The sequence below is a fragment of the Pseudomonas sp. No.21 genome (assembly GCF_054558415.1).
Genome location: NZ_BAAJNO010000003.1, coordinates 248,552 through 263,739, shown reverse-complemented (window position 1 = coordinate 263,739; position 15,188 = coordinate 248,552). Strand labels below are relative to the sequence as shown.

The following is a 15,188-nucleotide window of genomic DNA, read 5'->3' as shown; positions in this document are numbered from 1 at the left end:
GCGAAACGGCGCGGCCAAGGGCCGCGCCGGGCTCACCAGCCCAGGGTTTCCTTGAGGAAGGGGATGGTGAGCTTGCGCTGGGCCTGCAGGGAGGCCTGATCGAGACGTTCGAGCAACTCGAACAGGGCACTCATGCTGCGCGACCCGCGGGTGAGGATGAAACGCCCGACCTCGTCGGTCAGGTGCAGGCCACGGCGCGAAGCACGCAGTTGCAGGGCGCGCAGCTTGTCCTCGTCGGACAGTGACTGCAACTGGAAGATCAGCGCCAGGGTCAGGCGTGATTTCAAATCCGGCAGCTTCACCGGCAAGCCGCGCGGTGCGGTGTTGGCCGCCAGCAGCAGCTTGCGCCCCGAATCACGCAGGCGGTTGAAGAGGTGGAACAGCGCCTCCTCCCAGTCCGCGCGTCCGGCTACCGCATCCAGGTCATCGAGGCAGACCAGTTCGCACTGCTCCAGGTTGTCGAGGATCGCCGTCCCGTATTGCGCCAGCTCCGCCAGCGGCAGGTAGACCGCCTGCTCGCCCCGCTGTTCGAAGCGCAGGCAGGCCGCCTGCTGCAGGTGGCTGCGACCGACGCCCTCCCCACCCCAGAGGTAGATCAGGCTTTCGGTCCAACCGGCATCGGCCTCGCAGAGGCGCTCGACATAGCCGAGTGCCGCGGCGTTGGCGCCGGGGTAGTAGTTGGCAAAGGTCGCGTCGTCACGCAGGCGGATGCCGAGGGGAAGCTGAATGGGTTTCATGCCGAGTCGCTGGGTTCGTCGGAACCGCTGCCGGTCTCTCCGTAAAGTTGGGAAAGTTTATAGAAATCATGCGCATGGCGCAGCAAAACCATGATCACGGCGGCAACCGGCAACGCCAGCAACACGCCGGTGAAACCGAACAGCTGGCCGCCGGCGAGTATGGCGAAGATCACCGCCACCGGGTGCAGGCCGATGCGATCGCCCACCAGCAACGGGGTCAGCAGCATGCCCTCGAGCAACTGGCCGACGCCGAACACCACCGCGACGCCGATCAGCGGGTACAGGTCGAAGCCGCTGTACTGGAACAGCGCGGCTGCCACGGCGGCGCCGAAGCCGACCACGAAGCCCATGTAGGGGACGATGCTGGCGAGCCCGGCGAGCAGGCCGATCAGCAGCCCGAGATCGAGCCCGATGGACATCAGGCCTACGGCATAGATGGTCCCCAGCGCCAGCATCACCAGCAACTGGCCACGGATGAAGGCGCCGAGCACCTCGTGGCACTCACCGGCGAGCTTCACCACCAGCCCCTCGCGGGCACGCGGCAGCAGCCCGCGGAGCTTGGCGACCATCAGGTCCCAGTCGCGCAGCAGGTAGAAGCCGACCACCGGGATCAACAGCAGGTTGCCGACCCAACCCACCAGCGCCAGGCCCGAGGCGGTGGCGCTGGCCAGCAGCACGCCCACCATGTCGGTGGTCTGGCCCAGGTGGCCGCTGATCACTTCCTTGAGCTTGTCGAAGCGCCAGAAGCCCTGCGGCAGGCCCAGCTTGGCCTGCACCCAGGGCAGCGCGCTGTTCTGCAACCAGTCGAGCATCTGCGGCGCCAGCTCGTAGAGGCGCACCAGCTGACGGCCGAGCATGGGCACCAGCACCAGCAGCAGGGCGAGGAGGATCAGGCTGAACAGGGTGAACACCGCCACCACGCCCCAGGTGCGCGACAGGCCCAGGCGCTCGAGGCGATCCACCAGCGGATCGCCCAGGTACGCCAGGAGCATGCCGATCAGGAAGGGGGACAGGATCGGGTGCAGCAGGTACAGCAGCCAGCACAGGAGCAGGACGCCCCCCAGCCAGAGCCAGCGACGCGAATCGGTCATGGAGAAACCTCAGCCTTGAGTTGCGGGAGCGGCCGTCCGGGCCCTCACCAATGGAATCGCAATACCGGGTCGCGCGGCTGCACCTGCGGCGCCCCCGGGGTGGCCGGAGCCTGGCCGGCATCCACCGGAGCGGCTTCGGGAGCGGACTCCTGCAGGCCGCTCAGGGCCAGCTGGGCACGCAGCTGCTCGCTGCTGGCGTTGATCTGGTAGCGCAGCAGGTCGCCCTCGACCTGCACCAGGCGGGCGCCGAAAGGCTCCAGCGCGCGGGACAGTTCGGCGTAGCGCGCGAGATCGGCGCCCTTCACTTCCAGGACCTGGCTCTGGCCGACACCCGCCGCCACGACGAAGCGCGGCGCCAGGCGCTGGCTCACGGCGAGCAGCACGGCATCGGCGACGGCGGCCTGGTCGGCACCCTCGACGCTGCCCTGGTCGCGGTTGTCGCCCAGCCACAGGTGCCACTGGGCCTTCCACTTGCCATCGGCCTCGCTGGCCAGCACGGCGAGCAGGGCGTCGGCGGAATAACGCTCGGAGGCCGGGCGCAGCGCCTCGGGGTCGGTCGCCACCAGGGTCTCGGGCGTGGCCACCAGTTGTTCGCTGAGATCCGCCAGCGGCAAGCGCAGGGGCAGGCCGCGGTGCTGGGCGGCGTCACGCAGCGGCTTGGCCGCCTCCTGGGCATCCCCCACCAGGCTCGCGCCGTCGCTGCCCTGGTTCAGCCACCAGGCGAGGATCGCCGGGCGATTGGCGCCCCACAGCGGAACGCCGGCCTGGCGCAGGGTGCGCTCGGTGGTCACCGGGTCGAAGTCCACCAGCAGGGACTGGCCCTCGTAGCCGAACTGGCTGATCAATTGCTGGGGATTCTTGCGCGCCTCGGCCAGGGCCGGGTTATCCAGCGCCTTGGCATCGCCCGCGAGACGGATGACCAGGGTCTCCAGCGCGCGGTTCAGGGCCTGGTCACGCTCGGCCGGCTGCTGCGAGGCGACAGGTTCGCGCACCTGGTAGAGGCCACCGACCGTTTCGGCGAAGGCCGGCAGGCTGGACAACGGCAGGCAGACCATGAGCAGGCGGGCGATCAGGCGCATTGGGACTCTCGACATTCTGTTGGACGGCGGCTGGCCGCGAGTGAAGGGCTATACCTTAAACAGGCCCAACCTCACCGGCAACGGGCCGGATACCGGGCGAGCACTTATTTGAACGCTTTTCGCCAACACCGACCGCTGCCGATGGCCGCTGTGGGTCAAGCCTGATAAAATCGCGCGCCTTCGCAAACCGGCAGCCAGACGTGCCGGTCGATCCTCGAATTTCCCCTATAGGCCTGGATTTATGAGCAAGCAACCCTCCCTGAGCTACAAGGACGCTGGTGTGGACATCGACGCGGGCGAAGCCCTGGTCGAACGCATCAAAGGCGTGGCCAAGCGCACCGCGCGCCCTGAAGTGATGGGCGGCCTGGGTGGCTTCGGCGCCCTCTGCGAAATCCCGGCCGGCTACAAGCAGCCCGTGCTGGTCTCCGGCACCGACGGCGTCGGCACCAAGCTGCGCCTGGCGCTGAACCTGAACAGGCACGACAGCATCGGCCAGGACCTGGTCGCCATGTGCGTGAACGACCTGGTCGTCTGTGGCGCCGAGCCGCTGTTCTTCCTCGACTACTACGCCACCGGCAAGCTCAACGTCGACGTGGCCGCCACCGTGGTCACCGGCATCGGTGCCGGCTGCGAACTGGCCGGCTGCTCGCTGGTGGGCGGCGAGACCGCCGAGATGCCCGGCATGTACGAAGGCGAAGACTACGACCTGGCCGGCTTCTGCGTCGGCGTCGTGGAAAAGGCCGAGATCATCGACGGCTCCAAGGTCGCCACCGGTGACACCCTGATCGCCCTGCCCTCCTCCGGCCCGCACTCCAACGGCTACTCGCTGATCCGCAAGATCATCGAAGTCAGCGGTGCCGACATCGAGAACGTGCAGCTCGACGGCAAGCCCCTGGCCGACCTGCTGATGGCGCCGACCCGCATCTACGTGAAACCGCTGCTCAAGCTGATCAAGGACACCGGCGCGGTTAAGGCCATGGCCCACATCACCGGCGGCGGCCTGACCGAGAACATCCCGCGCGTCCTGCCCGAAGGCGCCCAGGCGGTGATCGACGTCGCCAGCTGGACCCGCCCGGCCGTGTTCGACTGGCTGCAGGAGAAAGGCAACGTCGACGAGCGCGAGATGCACCGCGTACTCAACTGCGGCGTCGGCATGGTCATCTGCATCGCCCCCGAGCAGGTCGACGTGGCCCTGGAAACCCTGCGCGCCGCCGGCGAGCAGCCCTGGGTCATCGGCCAGATCGCCGCAGGCGCCGAAGGCAGCGAACGCGTCGTCCTGAACAACCTGAAAAGCCACTGATGTCCGACCGCTGTGATGTGGTGGTGCTGATCTCCGGTTCCGGCAGCAACCTCCAGGCCCTGATCGACAGCAGCTCCAACGCCGACAGCCCGGCACGCATCCGCGCGGTGATATCCAACCGCGCCGATGCCTACGGGCTGGAACGCGCCCGCCAGGCGGGGATCGCCACCCAGGTGCTCGACCACACCCAGTACGCAGGCCGCGAAGCCTTCGATGCGGCGCTAATCGAGGCCATCGACGCCCATGCGCCACGCCTGGTGCTGCTGGCTGGCTTCATGCGCATCCTCACCTCCGGCTTCGTGCGCCACTACCAGGGGCGCCTGCTCAATATCCACCCGTCCCTGCTGCCCCTGCACAAGGGCCTGCACACCCACCAGCGTGCGCTGGAAGCCGGCGATGCGGAGCACGGCTGCAGCGTGCATTTCGTCACCGAGGAACTCGACGGAGGCCCTCTGGTCGTACAGGCGGTAATCCCGGTAGAGTCTGGCGATACGCCGGAAAGCCTGGCCAGACGGGTGCATGCCGAGGAACACCGTATCTACCCGCTGGCCATGCGCTGGTTCGCCGAAGGTCGCCTGAGCCTGGGCGAGCAAGGCGCGCTACTGGATGGCCAAGCGCTGCCCCCCTGCGGGCAGCAACTGCGTAACTAGGAGATTTTGCCGATGCGTCGTGCCCTGTTGTTGCTCCTCGCCCTGTTCACCCTGCCGGTCACGGCGGCCGAGCTGAAGCCCTTCGAGGCCAGCTACACCGCCGACTGGAAGACGATGCCCATCAGCGGCACCGCCGGGCGCAGCCTGAAGAAACTGGACGATGGCCGCTGGCAGCTGGATTTCGAGGCCTCCATGCTGGTGGCCAGCCTCACCGAAACGAGCGTGTTCCGCCTGGAGAACAATGCCTTCCTGCCCCAGACCTACCGCTTCAACCGCAGCGGACTGGGCAAGAGCAAGCAGATCGAGCTGGATTTCGACTGGGGCGAGAAGCAGGTGATCGGCACCGATCGCGGCAATCAGGTACGCGTACCGCTCAACCGTGGCCTGGTGGACAAGTCCACCTACCAGTTGGTGCTCCAGCACGACGTCGCCGCCGGCAAGAAGAGCATGAGCTACCAGGTGATCGACGGCGACGAGGTCGAGACCTACGACTTCCGCGTGCTCGGCGAGGAGAAGGTGGAAACCAAGGCCGGCACGGTCGATGCCATCAAGGTCGAACGCGTGCGCGATCCCACCCAGAGCAACCGCAAGACCATGCTCTGGTTCGCCAAGGACTGGGGTTACCTGCTGGTGCGCCTGAACCAGGTGGAGAAGGACGGCAAGGAATACCAGATCATGCTCAAGGACGGCACGGTCGATGGTCGCAAGGTCGAAGGCGCCCAGTAAGGCGCAAGCGACACCGGGAAGCCGGGCCGATGCCCGGCTTTTTCATGCCCTTAAAAAGGTGGGCTGGCAGCGTGCTGGCGGGGGTATAGGATGATCGGAACCCTGGATCGAGACTCCCGCCCGAGGAGACCGAGATGAGCCACTACCTGCCCCTGTCCTGCGAGCTCTACGACTTCATCGAGATCGCCTGCATGCACCGCTACCAGTTGCTGATCGAGCTGGACGACGGCGCCAGCCTCGAAGCCCGTGCGGTGAGTACCGAGACCACGCCGACGAAGGAAGAGTTCTTCATCGTCCAGGGCGAAGGCGGTCGCGAGCGCCTGCGCCTGGACCACATCGCCGCCATCACCCCGCTGACCGAAGGCGCGAGCTTCGGTCGGGTACTGCTGGGCAACCAGATCTGCTGATAGGCCGCCTCCCGGGCTGAAGCCCGGGCTACGGAAAGCGGACTCATTCCCGCCCCCACCTCACCTGACGCCCATGAAAAAGCCGGGCATCGCCCGGCTTCCTTCATACCCGTCCCGCACTCACCACATCAGGTCGTCCGGCACCTTGTAGGCAGCGTAGGGATCGTCCGCATCCGCTTCCTCGGTGGGGGTGTTGAGCAGCAGGATGCGGCGCGGATCGCGCTCCTGGATACGCAGCGCCGCGTCACGCGGGATGATCTCGTAGCCGCCGCCGTGCTGGACGATGGCCAGGGAGCCACGGCTGAGCTTGTCGCGAACCATGTCGTTGACGGCGATGCGCTTGACCTTCTTGTCGTCGACGAAGTTGTAGTAGTCCTCGGTGGTCAGCTTGGGCAGGCGCGAACTCTCGATGAGCTGCTTGATCTGCGCCGACCGGGCCTTCTGCTCGGCCTTCTCCTGCTGCTGGCGGTTCAGCTCCTGGTCCCGGGCGACCTTCTCGGCCTGGGCCTTGAGAGCGGCCTGGCGCTGGGAATCGTCCTTCTCGACCTGGTTCTTCTTCTCCAGGCGCTGCTGCTTCTGCTGTTGCTTGCCGGCCTGCTTGACCTGCTTTTCATTGACCAGCCCGGCTTTCAGCAGTTGGTCACGGAGGGAAAGGCTCATGGGTAATTCAGTCTCTCTGCTTAGCAGCCAAGGGCGGCTTTTTCCTGTTTCTTGGCTTCGCCCCACAGGGCATCCAGTTCGTCCAGGGTGCAATCTTCAATGGGACGACCCGCTTCGCGCAATGCCTGTTCGATGAATCGGAAGCGCCGCTCGAATTTGCCGTTGGCCGAGCGCAGGGCGGTTTCCGGGTCCACCTTCAGGTGGCGCGCCAGGTTGACCACCACGAACAGCAGGTCGCCGATCTCCTCGGCCACGGCAGCAGGGTCGTTGTCGGCCATCGCCTCCAGCACCTCGTCCAGTTCCTCGCGCACCTTGTCCACCACCGGCAGCGCCTCGGGCCAGTCGAAACCGACCTGGGCGGCACGCTTCTGCAGCTTGGCGGCACGGCTCAGGGCAGGCAGCACGGCAGGCACGTCATCCAGCAGGGACAACTGCTCGGGCGCTGCGGCCTTCTCCGCGCGCTCCTCGGCCTTGATCTCCTCCCAGCGCTGCTTGATGGCGGCCTCTTCCAGGCGCGCCATGTCCGGCGCGCCGTACAGGTCGCCATCGGGGAACACGTGAGGGTGGCGGCGCACCAGCTTGCGGGTGATGGCATCGACCACGGTGGCGAACTCGAAGCGGCCCTCCTCCCGCGCCAGCTGGCTGTAGTAGACGACCTGGAACAACAGGTCGCCCAGCTCGCCCGGCAACTGCTCGAAGTCGCCACGCTCGATGGCGTCGGCCACCTCGTAGGCTTCCTCGAGGGTGTGCGGGACGATGGTCGCGTAGTCCTGCTTCAGGTCCCAGGGGCAGCCGTACTGCCGGTCACGCAGCCGGGCCATCAGGTGCAGCAGGTCGTCGAGTCGGTACATGGCAGGTCCAGTGATTTATGCCCGGCACGACCTGAACGTCACGAGCGAAGGACTGGCTAGGCGGAATGGGCCAGAAAAGCGGAGTTGGCTATTGCCAATGAGCATTTTCCGACCCCGTTCCAACAACGCCAGATCGAGCGCAGTAGTTCAGGCAGCGCGATTGCGGCGGGCTTCGATGATATTGGGTAGCTGCGAGATACGCGCCAGCAGACGCCCCAGCGCATCCAGCCCGGGAATCTCGATGGTCAGCAGCATGGAGGCGGTGTTGTCCTCCTTGTTCGAGCGGGTGTTCACCGCCAGCACGTTGATGCGCTCGTTGAGCAGCACCTGGGAGACGTCGCGCAGCAGGCCGGAACGGTCGTACGCCTTGATGACGATATCCACCGGGTAGGTCTGCACCGGCACCGGGCCCCAACTGACCTGGATCATCCGCTCCGGCTCGCGACCGGCCAGCTGCAGCGCCGAGGCGCAATCCTGGCGGTGGATGCTGACGCCGCGACCGAGGGTGATGTAGCCGACGATCGGGTCGCCCGGCAGCGGCTGGCAGCAGCCGGCCATCTGCGTGAGCAGGTTGCCGACGCCCTGGATCTGCACGTCGCCACGCTTGCCCGGCTTGTGCTGGCCGGCGACGCGACGGGGGATCAGCTCCAGCTGTTCGCTGCTGCCACGCTCCGGCTCCACCAGTTGCTGCGCGCAATTGACCACATGGGCCAGGCGCAGGTCTCCGGCGCCCAGGGCGGCATGCATGTCCTCGGCGGTACGCAGGTTGCACTTCTCGGCGAGTTTCTCGAAATCCACCGGCGGCAGCGCCAGGCGGGCCAGCTCGCGCTCGAGCATGGCCTTGCCGGCGGCGACGTTCTGGTCGCGCGCCTGCAGCTTGAACCAGTGGACGATCTTCGCCCGCGCCCGTGAGGTAGTGATGTAGCCCAGGTTGGGGTTGAGCCAGTCACGGCTGGGCGACCCCTGCTTGCCGGTGATGATCTCCACCTGCTCGCCGGTCTGCAGGCTGTAGTTCAGCGGCACGATGCGCCCGTTGATCTTGGCGCCCCGGCAGTTGTGGCCGATCTCGGTGTGCACGCGGTAGGCGAAGTCCAGCGGCGTCGCGCCCTTGGGCAGGTCGATGGCGTGGCCATCGGGGGTGAAGACGTAGACGCGGTCGGGCTCGATATCCACCCGCAGCTGCTCGGCCAGCCCGCCGATGTCGCCCAGCTCCTCGTGCCACTCCAGCACCTGGCGCAGCCAGGAGATCTTCTCTTCGTAGTGGTTGGAGCTGGATTTGACGTCGGTGCCCTTGTAGCGCCAGTGGGCGCAGACGCCGAGCTCGGCCTCCTCGTGCATGGCGTGGGTGCGGATCTGCACCTCCAGCACCTTGCCGTCCGGGCCGATCACCGCCGTGTGCAGGGAGCGGTAGCCGTTCTCCTTGGGGTTGGCGATGTAGTCGTCGAATTCCTTGGGGATGTGGCGCCACAGGGTGTGCACGATGCCGAGCGCGGTGTAGCAGTCGCGCACCTCCGGTACCAGCACGCGCACGGCGCGCACGTCGTAAATCTGGCTGAACTGCAGGCCCTTGCGCTGCATCTTCCGCCAGATGGAATAGATGTGCTTGGCACGACCGCTGATGTCGGACTTGATGCCCGTGGCGGCCAGTTCCTCGCGCAGCTGGTTCATCACATCGGCGATGTACTGCTCGCGATCCAGGCGGCGCTCATGCAGCAGCTTGGCGATCTGCTTGTACTGGTCAGGCTCCAGGTAGCGGAAGGACAGGTCCTCCAGCTCCCACTTGATATGGCCGATGCCCAGGCGATGGGCCAGGGGCGCGTAGATGTCGAAGACCTCGCGGGCGACGCGGTGGCGCTTCTCGTCGTCGGCGTTCTTCACCTCGCGGATGGCGCAGGTGCGTTCGGCCAGCTTGATCAGCGCGACACGCACGTCGTCGACCATGGCCACCAGCATCTTGCGCAGGTTCTCCACCTGGGCCTGGGTGCCCAGCACCAGGGAATGGCGGGGGTTGAGGCTGGCGCTGATCGCGGCCATGCGCAGCACGCCCTCAATCAGCTTGGCCACCACCGGGCCGAAGCGCTGGTTGACGTCGGCGAGCTGGATCTTGCCCTCGCGCACGCCGCGGTAGATGACCGCCGCCACCAGGGACTCCTGGTCCAGCTTGAGGTCGGCGAGGATCTCGGCGATCTCCAGGCCGGTCTGGAAACTGGAGGTGCCCTCGGCCCAGAGGTTCTGCGCGGCGTTGGCCTGCTGCTCGGAGTCCCGGGCGAATTCGCAGGCCTGTTTCAGCACCTCGCGGTCCAGCACCGGATCGAGACTGAGGACATGGTCCAGCCACGCCTCGAGGTTGATACTGCCGTCGGTGTTGACCGGCTGTTGCGCTCTGACCTGTACCATCTTGCCTTACCTTCCCTACGACGTACGCCCGTCACGCCGAATGTTCGCCAGCCTCTCTGGGCCAGTCGGATTACGCGAGCATCCTAGCCCGCCTCGAATAACGCCATGGCCTCGACATGGGCCGTCTGCGGAAACATGTCGAGGATGCCGGCTCTCCTGAGCCGATAACCCTGCCGGACCAGCTCGGCACTGTCGCGTGCCAGCGTCGCCGGGTTGCAGGACACATACACCACGCGTTTCGCGCCGAGCCCGCCCAGGTGGCGGGCGACCTCGAAAGCGCCGTCGCGCGGCGGGTCCAGCAGCACTGCATCGAACCCCTGCCGGGCCCACCGGGCCTCGGCCAGCGGCTTCGACAAGTCGGCCTGGAAAAAGTGCGCATTCTCCAGGCCGTTGATTACAGCATTGCCACGGGCGCGTTCGACCATGGCATCCACACCCTCCACCGCCACCACCTCGCGCACCAGGCGCGCCAGCGGCAGGGCGAAATTGCCGAGCCCGCAGAACAGGTCCAGCACCCGCTCGGACGCCTGCGGTGCCAACCAGTCTAGCGCCTGGGCGACCATCGCCTCGTTGACCGATGCGTTGACCTGGACGAAATCCCCCGGGCGGTACTCCAGCTCCAGGCCCCACTGTTCCAAACGGTAACCCAGGCGCATGGCCGGGTCGTCCGCGTGCGGTTCGCCCGCACCGTGCAACCACAGCTGGGCCTGGTGTTCGGCGCAGAAATGCCGCAGGCGCTGCAGGTCCGCCTCACCCAATGGCTGGATGTGGCGCAGCAGCAGCGACGAGGCATTGCCGTGAAAGAGCTCGACATGACCGAGGGCTTGCGGCCTTTCCAGGCTGCGCAGCAGTTGCGGTAACGCACGGACGATCGACTGCAAGGGCTGTACCAGCACGAGGCAGTCATCGATGCCGATGATGGTCTGGCTGGCAGCGGCGCGGAAGCCGACGTCCAGGCGCGCGGCCTTGGCGTCCCAGCGCACGGCGATGCGAGCACGGCGACGGTAGGCGAACTCCGGCCCCACCAGCGGTGCGGCCCAGGCCTGGGGCTCGAGCCCGGCGACGCGCGACAACTGCTCGGCCAGCGTGCGCTGTTTCAGGGCGAGCTGCTCGGCATGGGGCAGGTGCTGCAGGGTGCAGCCGCCGCAATGGCCGGCATGGGCACAGGGCTCGACACGCCGCAGCGGGCTGGCCACCAGCACCTTCTCCGCGCGGGCTTCGACGATCTGGGCGCGGGCGCCGAGCACCCGGGCCTCGACCTGCTCGTCCGCCAGCGCACCGGAAACGAACCAGGTACGCCCTTCGACGAAGGCGATGCCACGGCCGTCATTGGCCAGGCGCTCGATGGACAGGCGCTGTTTCTTGCCGGTCGGCACCTGCTGCGCCGGGCGCGAACCGCCACTGGGCTGGAACCGCAGGCCGCCACTACGCTTGGCCATTTTTCACACTCTTGGGCAGGAACCAGGGGCGCTGCAGCAAAACCGACGGCGCATAACGGGAAACGGCCGGAGCGGCGCCCAGGACGATGCCCCGGCCATTGCCGCTCACGGGGTGCAAGTGAATGCGATAGGCGCGCAGCGAGTAGCGGCCTGCACAGCCATCGGGACGGGGAATGACGAGTCTCACGGGATCGGGTCGTACACGCCGGTGGACAGGTAGCGGTCGCCGCGATCGCAGATGATCGCTACCATCACCGCGTTCTCCACCTCGCGGGACAGGCGCAGCATGGCCGCCACCGAGCCGCCGGAGGAGACGCCGCAGAAGATGCCTTCCTCGCGGGCCAGTCGGCGCATGGTCTGCTCCGCCTCGACCTGGGCCATGTCGACGACGCGATCGACGCGGTCGGCCTGGTAGATCTTCGGCAGGTATTCCTCGGGCCAGCGACGGATGCCGGGGATGGCCGAGCCTTCCTGGGGCTGCAGGCCGACGATCTGGATCGCGGGGTTCTGCTCCTTGAGGTAGCGCGAGGTGCCCATGATGGTGCCGGTGGTGCCCATGGAACTGATGAAGTGGGTGATGGTGCCCTGGGTCTGGCGCCAGATCTCGGGGCCGGTGCCGACGTAGTGGGCCTCGGGGTTGTCGCCGTTGGCGAACTGGTCCAGCACCTTGCCACGGCCTTCGGCCTGCATGCGCTCGGCCAGATCGCGGGCGCCTTCCATGCCCTCTTCCTTGCTGACGATGATCAGCTCGGCGCCGTAGGCGGTCATCGCCGCCTTGCGCTCGGCACTCATGTTGTCCGGCATGATCAGGACCATCTTGTAGCCCTTGATGGCCGCCGCCATGGCCAGTGCGATGCCGGTGTTGCCCGAGGTCGCCTCGATCAGGGTGTCACCGGGCTGGATGGCGCCGCGCAGTTCGGCGCGGGTGATCATCGACAGGGCCGGGCGGTCCTTCACGGAACCGGCGGGGTTGTTGCCTTCGAGCTTGACCAGGAGGGTGTTGCTGGTGGCTCCGCCCAGGCGCTGCAGGCGCACCAGCGGAGTGTTGCCGATGCAGTCGGCGATGGTTGGGTACTGCAGGGTCATGGCGGGGTTCGCAATCCAGACGCAGGGGGTGCACATGATACCGGCAAACCGGCGATGGCCATATCGCCGGAAGGTGTCGCGTTATGCCATGAGGCTATATGCATGGAACCGGCGGCTATTGCAGGGCCGATTCGCTTGGCGGCGCGCCTCCCTCTTCTACCGGTGGGCGGAAACGACGAAGCCCCGGCAGCGCTCGCGGCCGGGGCTTGGTGTCTGGCAAGGCGGCAGGGCCGCGCCGGTCAGAAGTGGAAGTTGGTGCTCAGCAGCGCCGTACGGCCCGCTGCCTGGTTGGCGAAGTGGGTGGAATAGGCCTTGTCGTAGTAGGTCTCGTCGGTGAGGTTCTGCACGTTCAGCTGCAGGTCGACGTTCTTGGTCAGCTTGTAGGCGACCATCGCGTCGTAGCGCCAGTAGGACGGCACATACACGGAATTGTTGTTGTCGCCGAACACATCGTCCACGTAGAAGGCGCCACCACCGACGGTCAGCTGCGGCAGGACCTGGTAGGTGGTCCACAGGCTGAAGCTATTCTTCGGCGTGTTGGGCATCTCGTTGCCCTTGGCCGCGTTGGTGGTGCTGGTGACCACACCGGTACGGTTGCCCACCGCGCCCGGGTCGACCAGCTCGCTGTCCAGGTAGCTGTAGCCGGCGAACACCTGCCACTTGTCGGTCAGCTTGCCGCTGGCGCTCAGCTCGAAGCCGTCGACACGGGTCTTGCCGGCGTTTTCGTAGGTGTAGTTGCTCACCAGGATGCGGGTGTTTTCCTTCTCGGTGCGGAAGATCGCGGCAGTCAGCGACAGGCGCTCATCGAGCAGGTCCCACTTGGTGCCCAGCTCGTAGTTGACGGTCTCTTCAGGCTCCAGGTCGCTGACGATACTGGTCGGCGTGCCCACGGACGTCGGCAGGGCGTTGCCTTCGGTACCTTCGCCGAGCATGGCGCCCGGCGGGGTCGCGGAGGTGGCGTAGGAGGCGTAGATGCTGCCGTTGCTGGCCGGTTTCCACACCAGGCCCACCTGATAGTTGACGAACTCGGACGTGTCGGACGCTTTGAAGGTGGTGGCCCCCGAGGCCGCCTTGGTCTTGGCGTCGGTCTCGAAGCTGTCGTAGCGCAAGCCCAGGTTGAGGATCCACTGCGGGTCAAGCTCGATGCTGTCGAAGGCATAGATCGCGCGGGTGTCGCCCGTGGTCACGGTGCCCGCGTAGTTGCGCGCGACGCTGCCGGCCCAGGGATCGTCCGGGTTGGGATTGCCCAGCGAGGTGCAGTTGTAGCCACTGCCGGAACCGATCATGCCGGTGGTGCAGTTGGTACTGCTGTTGCCGGGAGTGGCCGGCGTGGTGTCGGTGTTGACGGTGTAGCTGCTGCGGTCCGACTTCTCACGGGAGAGCTCGATGCCGGTGGAGAAACTATTCTTGAACCCGGCCAGCTGGAAGTCGCCGAACAGGTCGGTCTGGTTGGTGGTGGTGGCGGTGTTGCCCACGCGGCTGTTGACGCGGCGCCAGACGTTGCCCTGGCGCACGTTGCCCTGGCTGTCGTCCGGCTGGGTCAGGATGTAGTCCTGCATGCTGTTGCCGTGGCGCAGGGTGTTCTTGAGGGTCAGCGAGTCGTTCAGGTCATGCTCGATGGCGATGGTCGCGACGTCCGCACGGGTCTTGCGGAAGTCGCGATTGGTCAGGCCATAGAAGTTGCTGCTGTCACCGCCATCGACCGGCTTGTCCGGGCTGGCGGCGGTGTGGGTGGTGCCTACCGAGTAACCGTAGGGGATGCCCGAGTCCGGCAGGTCGTTGCTTTCCATGTGATAGAAGTCGAGGTTCAGCCGGGTGTCGGTGCCCAGGCCGAAGGCCAGCGAGGGCGCGACGCCCCAGCGGTCGTAGTTGACCTTGTCGCGGCCGGCGACGTTGCTCTCGTGGCTCATCAGGTTGAGGCGGAACGCGGCGGTGTCGAGGAACTGCTGGTTGATGTCGGCGGTGTAGCGCTGGGTCTGGTCGGAGCCCCAGGTGAAGCCGCCGTCGATGGAGTCGCCGAGGTGCGCCTTCTTGGTCACCAGGTTGAGGCTGCCACCAGCCGAGCCACGGCCGCCGAAGGAGGAGTTCGGGCCCTTGCTCACTTCCACCGACTCGATGGCGAAGATCTCGCGGGTTTGCGCGCCGGTGTCGCGCACGCCGTCCAGGTAGGTGTCTGTCTGGGCGTCGAAGCCCCGGATGAAGGGGCGATCGCCCTGAGGGTTGCCACCCTCGCCCGCCCCCATGGTGATACCCGGCACGGTACGCAGCGCGTCCTGCAGGCTCAGCGCGCCGGTGTCCTTGATCACCTGCTGCGGAATTACGGTCACGGAGCGCGGCGTGTCCACCAGCGGCGCGGTGTACTTCTGCGAAGCGGAGCGCTGGACCTGGTAGTCCTCGCTCCCGATCTGCTCACCGACCACCGAGGTGGCATCGAGCGAGATCACGCCGTCCTGTTCGCTGTCCTTCTTCTCCGCTTGCGCGGCATGGGCAACCGGCGCCAGGGAAGCGGCCGACAGGGCGACGCCGATGGCGGATGCCAGCAGGCGCTGGGCAGAAGCGGTGGATTCGAGTGACTGACGCGACATCGTTTTCCCTCCCCAGGGATCTCAGAGGTCGCGGAATTTATTTCAAAACATTTACACTATCAATTGCCATATATTCTCATTTGCATCTTTTTTACAAACTTTACATTCGTCAGCGCAAGCCGTCGGCGGGCCCGGCAAATCCCCTTGCAAGCAACAAATGTAAATCACTATCATTTGCGC

General features: G+C 66.4%; 13 protein-coding genes. 4 read left to right on the top strand and 9 right to left on the bottom strand.

Features of this window, described 5'->3' with window-relative positions; genetic code table 11:
• Positions 1–32: 32 nt before the first annotated feature.
• Genes hda through ACYJSS_RS06980 form a run of 3 tightly spaced genes read right to left on the bottom strand, consistent with a single transcriptional unit; the run spans position 33 to position 2,907 of the window.
• Complete coding sequence (hda, locus tag ACYJSS_RS06990; protein ID WP_111261712.1) at positions 33–737, bottom strand: DnaA regulatory inactivator Hda; 705 nt, start codon at positions 735–737, stop codon at positions 33–35.
• On the bottom strand, positions 734–1,828 hold the full coding sequence (locus ACYJSS_RS06985; RefSeq protein ID WP_236204526.1) for an AI-2E family transporter: 1,095 nt from the start codon (positions 1,826–1,828) through the stop codon (positions 734–736). The genes hda and ACYJSS_RS06985 overlap by 4 nt, the downstream gene beginning before the upstream one ends.
• Positions 1,829–1,872: 44 nt before the next feature.
• Positions 1,873–2,907: a DUF2066 domain-containing protein gene (locus tag ACYJSS_RS06980; RefSeq protein ID WP_111261714.1), complete on the bottom strand. Its 1,035-nt coding sequence runs from the start codon at positions 2,905–2,907 to the stop codon at positions 1,873–1,875.
• 241 nt (positions 2,908–3,148) lie between these two features.
• On the opposite strand from ACYJSS_RS06980, the gene purM reads away from it, so the two are divergent.
• The 4 genes from purM (at position 3,149) to ACYJSS_RS06960 (ending at position 5,990) form a co-directional block, all read left to right on the top strand.
• The gene (purM, locus tag ACYJSS_RS06975; protein ID WP_236204527.1) at positions 3,149–4,207 is read left to right on the top strand and encodes a phosphoribosylformylglycinamidine cyclo-ligase; all 1,059 of its coding nucleotides are present in this window, start codon (positions 3,149–3,151) and stop codon (positions 4,205–4,207) included.
• Positions 4,207–4,857 (top strand): phosphoribosylglycinamide formyltransferase, encoded by a 651-nt coding sequence (gene purN, locus ACYJSS_RS06970; protein ID WP_236204528.1) that lies wholly within the window; start codon positions 4,207–4,209, stop codon positions 4,855–4,857. The genes purM and purN overlap by 1 nt, the downstream gene beginning before the upstream one ends.
• Before the next feature lie 12 nt (positions 4,858–4,869).
• Positions 4,870–5,583: a DUF3108 domain-containing protein gene (locus tag ACYJSS_RS06965; RefSeq protein WP_111261717.1), complete on the top strand. Its 714-nt coding sequence runs from the start codon at positions 4,870–4,872 to the stop codon at positions 5,581–5,583.
• A 134-nt stretch (positions 5,584–5,717) separates the two neighbouring features.
• The gene (locus tag ACYJSS_RS06960) at positions 5,718–5,990 is read left to right on the top strand and encodes a Rho-binding antiterminator (protein ID WP_111261718.1); all 273 of its coding nucleotides are present in this window, start codon (positions 5,718–5,720) and stop codon (positions 5,988–5,990) included.
• Positions 5,991–6,110: 120 nt separating this feature from the next.
• On the opposite strand, the gene ACYJSS_RS06955 is transcribed toward ACYJSS_RS06960, so the two are convergent.
• The 6 genes from ACYJSS_RS06955 to ACYJSS_RS06930 all read right to left on the bottom strand — a co-directional run bounded on the left by ACYJSS_RS06955 (position 6,111) and on the right by ACYJSS_RS06930 (position 15,008).
• The gene (locus ACYJSS_RS06955) at positions 6,111–6,650 is read right to left on the bottom strand and encodes a DUF2058 domain-containing protein (protein ID WP_111261719.1); all 540 of its coding nucleotides are present in this window, start codon (positions 6,648–6,650) and stop codon (positions 6,111–6,113) included.
• 20 nt (positions 6,651–6,670) lie between these two features.
• Positions 6,671–7,501 carry a nucleoside triphosphate pyrophosphohydrolase gene (mazG, locus tag ACYJSS_RS06950; protein ID WP_236204529.1) on the bottom strand — a complete coding sequence of 277 codons (831 nt, stop codon included), beginning with the start codon at positions 7,499–7,501 and terminating at the stop codon, positions 6,671–6,673.
• A 147-nt stretch (positions 7,502–7,648) separates the two neighbouring features.
• Positions 7,649–9,898: a GTP diphosphokinase gene (gene relA, locus ACYJSS_RS06945; protein ID WP_111261721.1), complete on the bottom strand. Its 2,250-nt coding sequence runs from the start codon at positions 9,896–9,898 to the stop codon at positions 7,649–7,651.
• Between the two features lie 83 nt (positions 9,899–9,981).
• Complete coding sequence (gene rlmD, locus ACYJSS_RS06940) at positions 9,982–11,337, bottom strand: 23S rRNA (uracil(1939)-C(5))-methyltransferase RlmD (RefSeq protein WP_236204530.1); 1,356 nt, start codon at positions 11,335–11,337, stop codon at positions 9,982–9,984.
• Between the two features lie 183 nt (positions 11,338–11,520).
• Entirely contained in the window at positions 11,521–12,423 is a 903-nt protein-coding gene (cysM, locus tag ACYJSS_RS06935) for a cysteine synthase CysM (RefSeq protein ID WP_111261723.1), read from the bottom strand.
• 239 nt (positions 12,424–12,662) lie between these two features.
• On the bottom strand, positions 12,663–15,008 hold the full coding sequence (locus ACYJSS_RS06930; RefSeq protein WP_111261724.1) for a TonB-dependent receptor: 2,346 nt from the start codon (positions 15,006–15,008) through the stop codon (positions 12,663–12,665).
• Positions 15,009–15,188 lie beyond the last annotated feature (180 nt).

What these genes read in the sequence shown, in the direction of transcription:
- cysM (WP_111261723.1), bottom strand. Translation starts at nt 12,423, where the DNA reads ATGACCCTGCAGTACCCAACCATCGCCGACTGCATCGGCAACACTCCG.
- ACYJSS_RS06980 (WP_111261714.1), bottom strand. Translation starts at nt 2,907, where the DNA reads ATGCGCCTGATCGCCCGCCTGCTCATGGTCTGCCTGCCGTTGTCCAGC.
- rlmD (WP_236204530.1), bottom strand. Translation starts at nt 11,337, where the DNA reads ATGGCCAAGCGTAGTGGCGGCCTGCGGTTCCAGCCCAGTGGCGGTTCG.
- purN (WP_236204528.1), top strand. Translation starts at nt 4,207, where the DNA reads ATGTCCGACCGCTGTGATGTGGTGGTGCTGATCTCCGGTTCCGGCAGC.
- ACYJSS_RS06955 (WP_111261719.1), bottom strand. Translation starts at nt 6,650, where the DNA reads ATGAGCCTTTCCCTCCGTGACCAACTGCTGAAAGCCGGGCTGGTCAAT.
- ACYJSS_RS06930 (WP_111261724.1), bottom strand. Translation starts at nt 15,008, where the DNA reads ATGTCGCGTCAGTCACTCGAATCCACCGCTTCTGCCCAGCGCCTGCTG.
- ACYJSS_RS06965 (WP_111261717.1), top strand. Translation starts at nt 4,870, where the DNA reads ATGCGTCGTGCCCTGTTGTTGCTCCTCGCCCTGTTCACCCTGCCGGTC.
- hda (WP_111261712.1), bottom strand. Translation starts at nt 737, where the DNA reads ATGAAACCCATTCAGCTTCCCCTCGGCATCCGCCTGCGTGACGACGCG.
- relA (WP_111261721.1), bottom strand. Translation starts at nt 9,898, where the DNA reads ATGGTACAGGTCAGAGCGCAACAGCCGGTCAACACCGACGGCAGTATC.
- ACYJSS_RS06960 (WP_111261718.1), top strand. Translation starts at nt 5,718, where the DNA reads ATGAGCCACTACCTGCCCCTGTCCTGCGAGCTCTACGACTTCATCGAG.
- ACYJSS_RS06985 (WP_236204526.1), bottom strand. Translation starts at nt 1,828, where the DNA reads ATGACCGATTCGCGTCGCTGGCTCTGGCTGGGGGGCGTCCTGCTCCTG.
- purM (WP_236204527.1), top strand. Translation starts at nt 3,149, where the DNA reads ATGAGCAAGCAACCCTCCCTGAGCTACAAGGACGCTGGTGTGGACATC.
- mazG (WP_236204529.1), bottom strand. Translation starts at nt 7,501, where the DNA reads ATGTACCGACTCGACGACCTGCTGCACCTGATGGCCCGGCTGCGTGAC.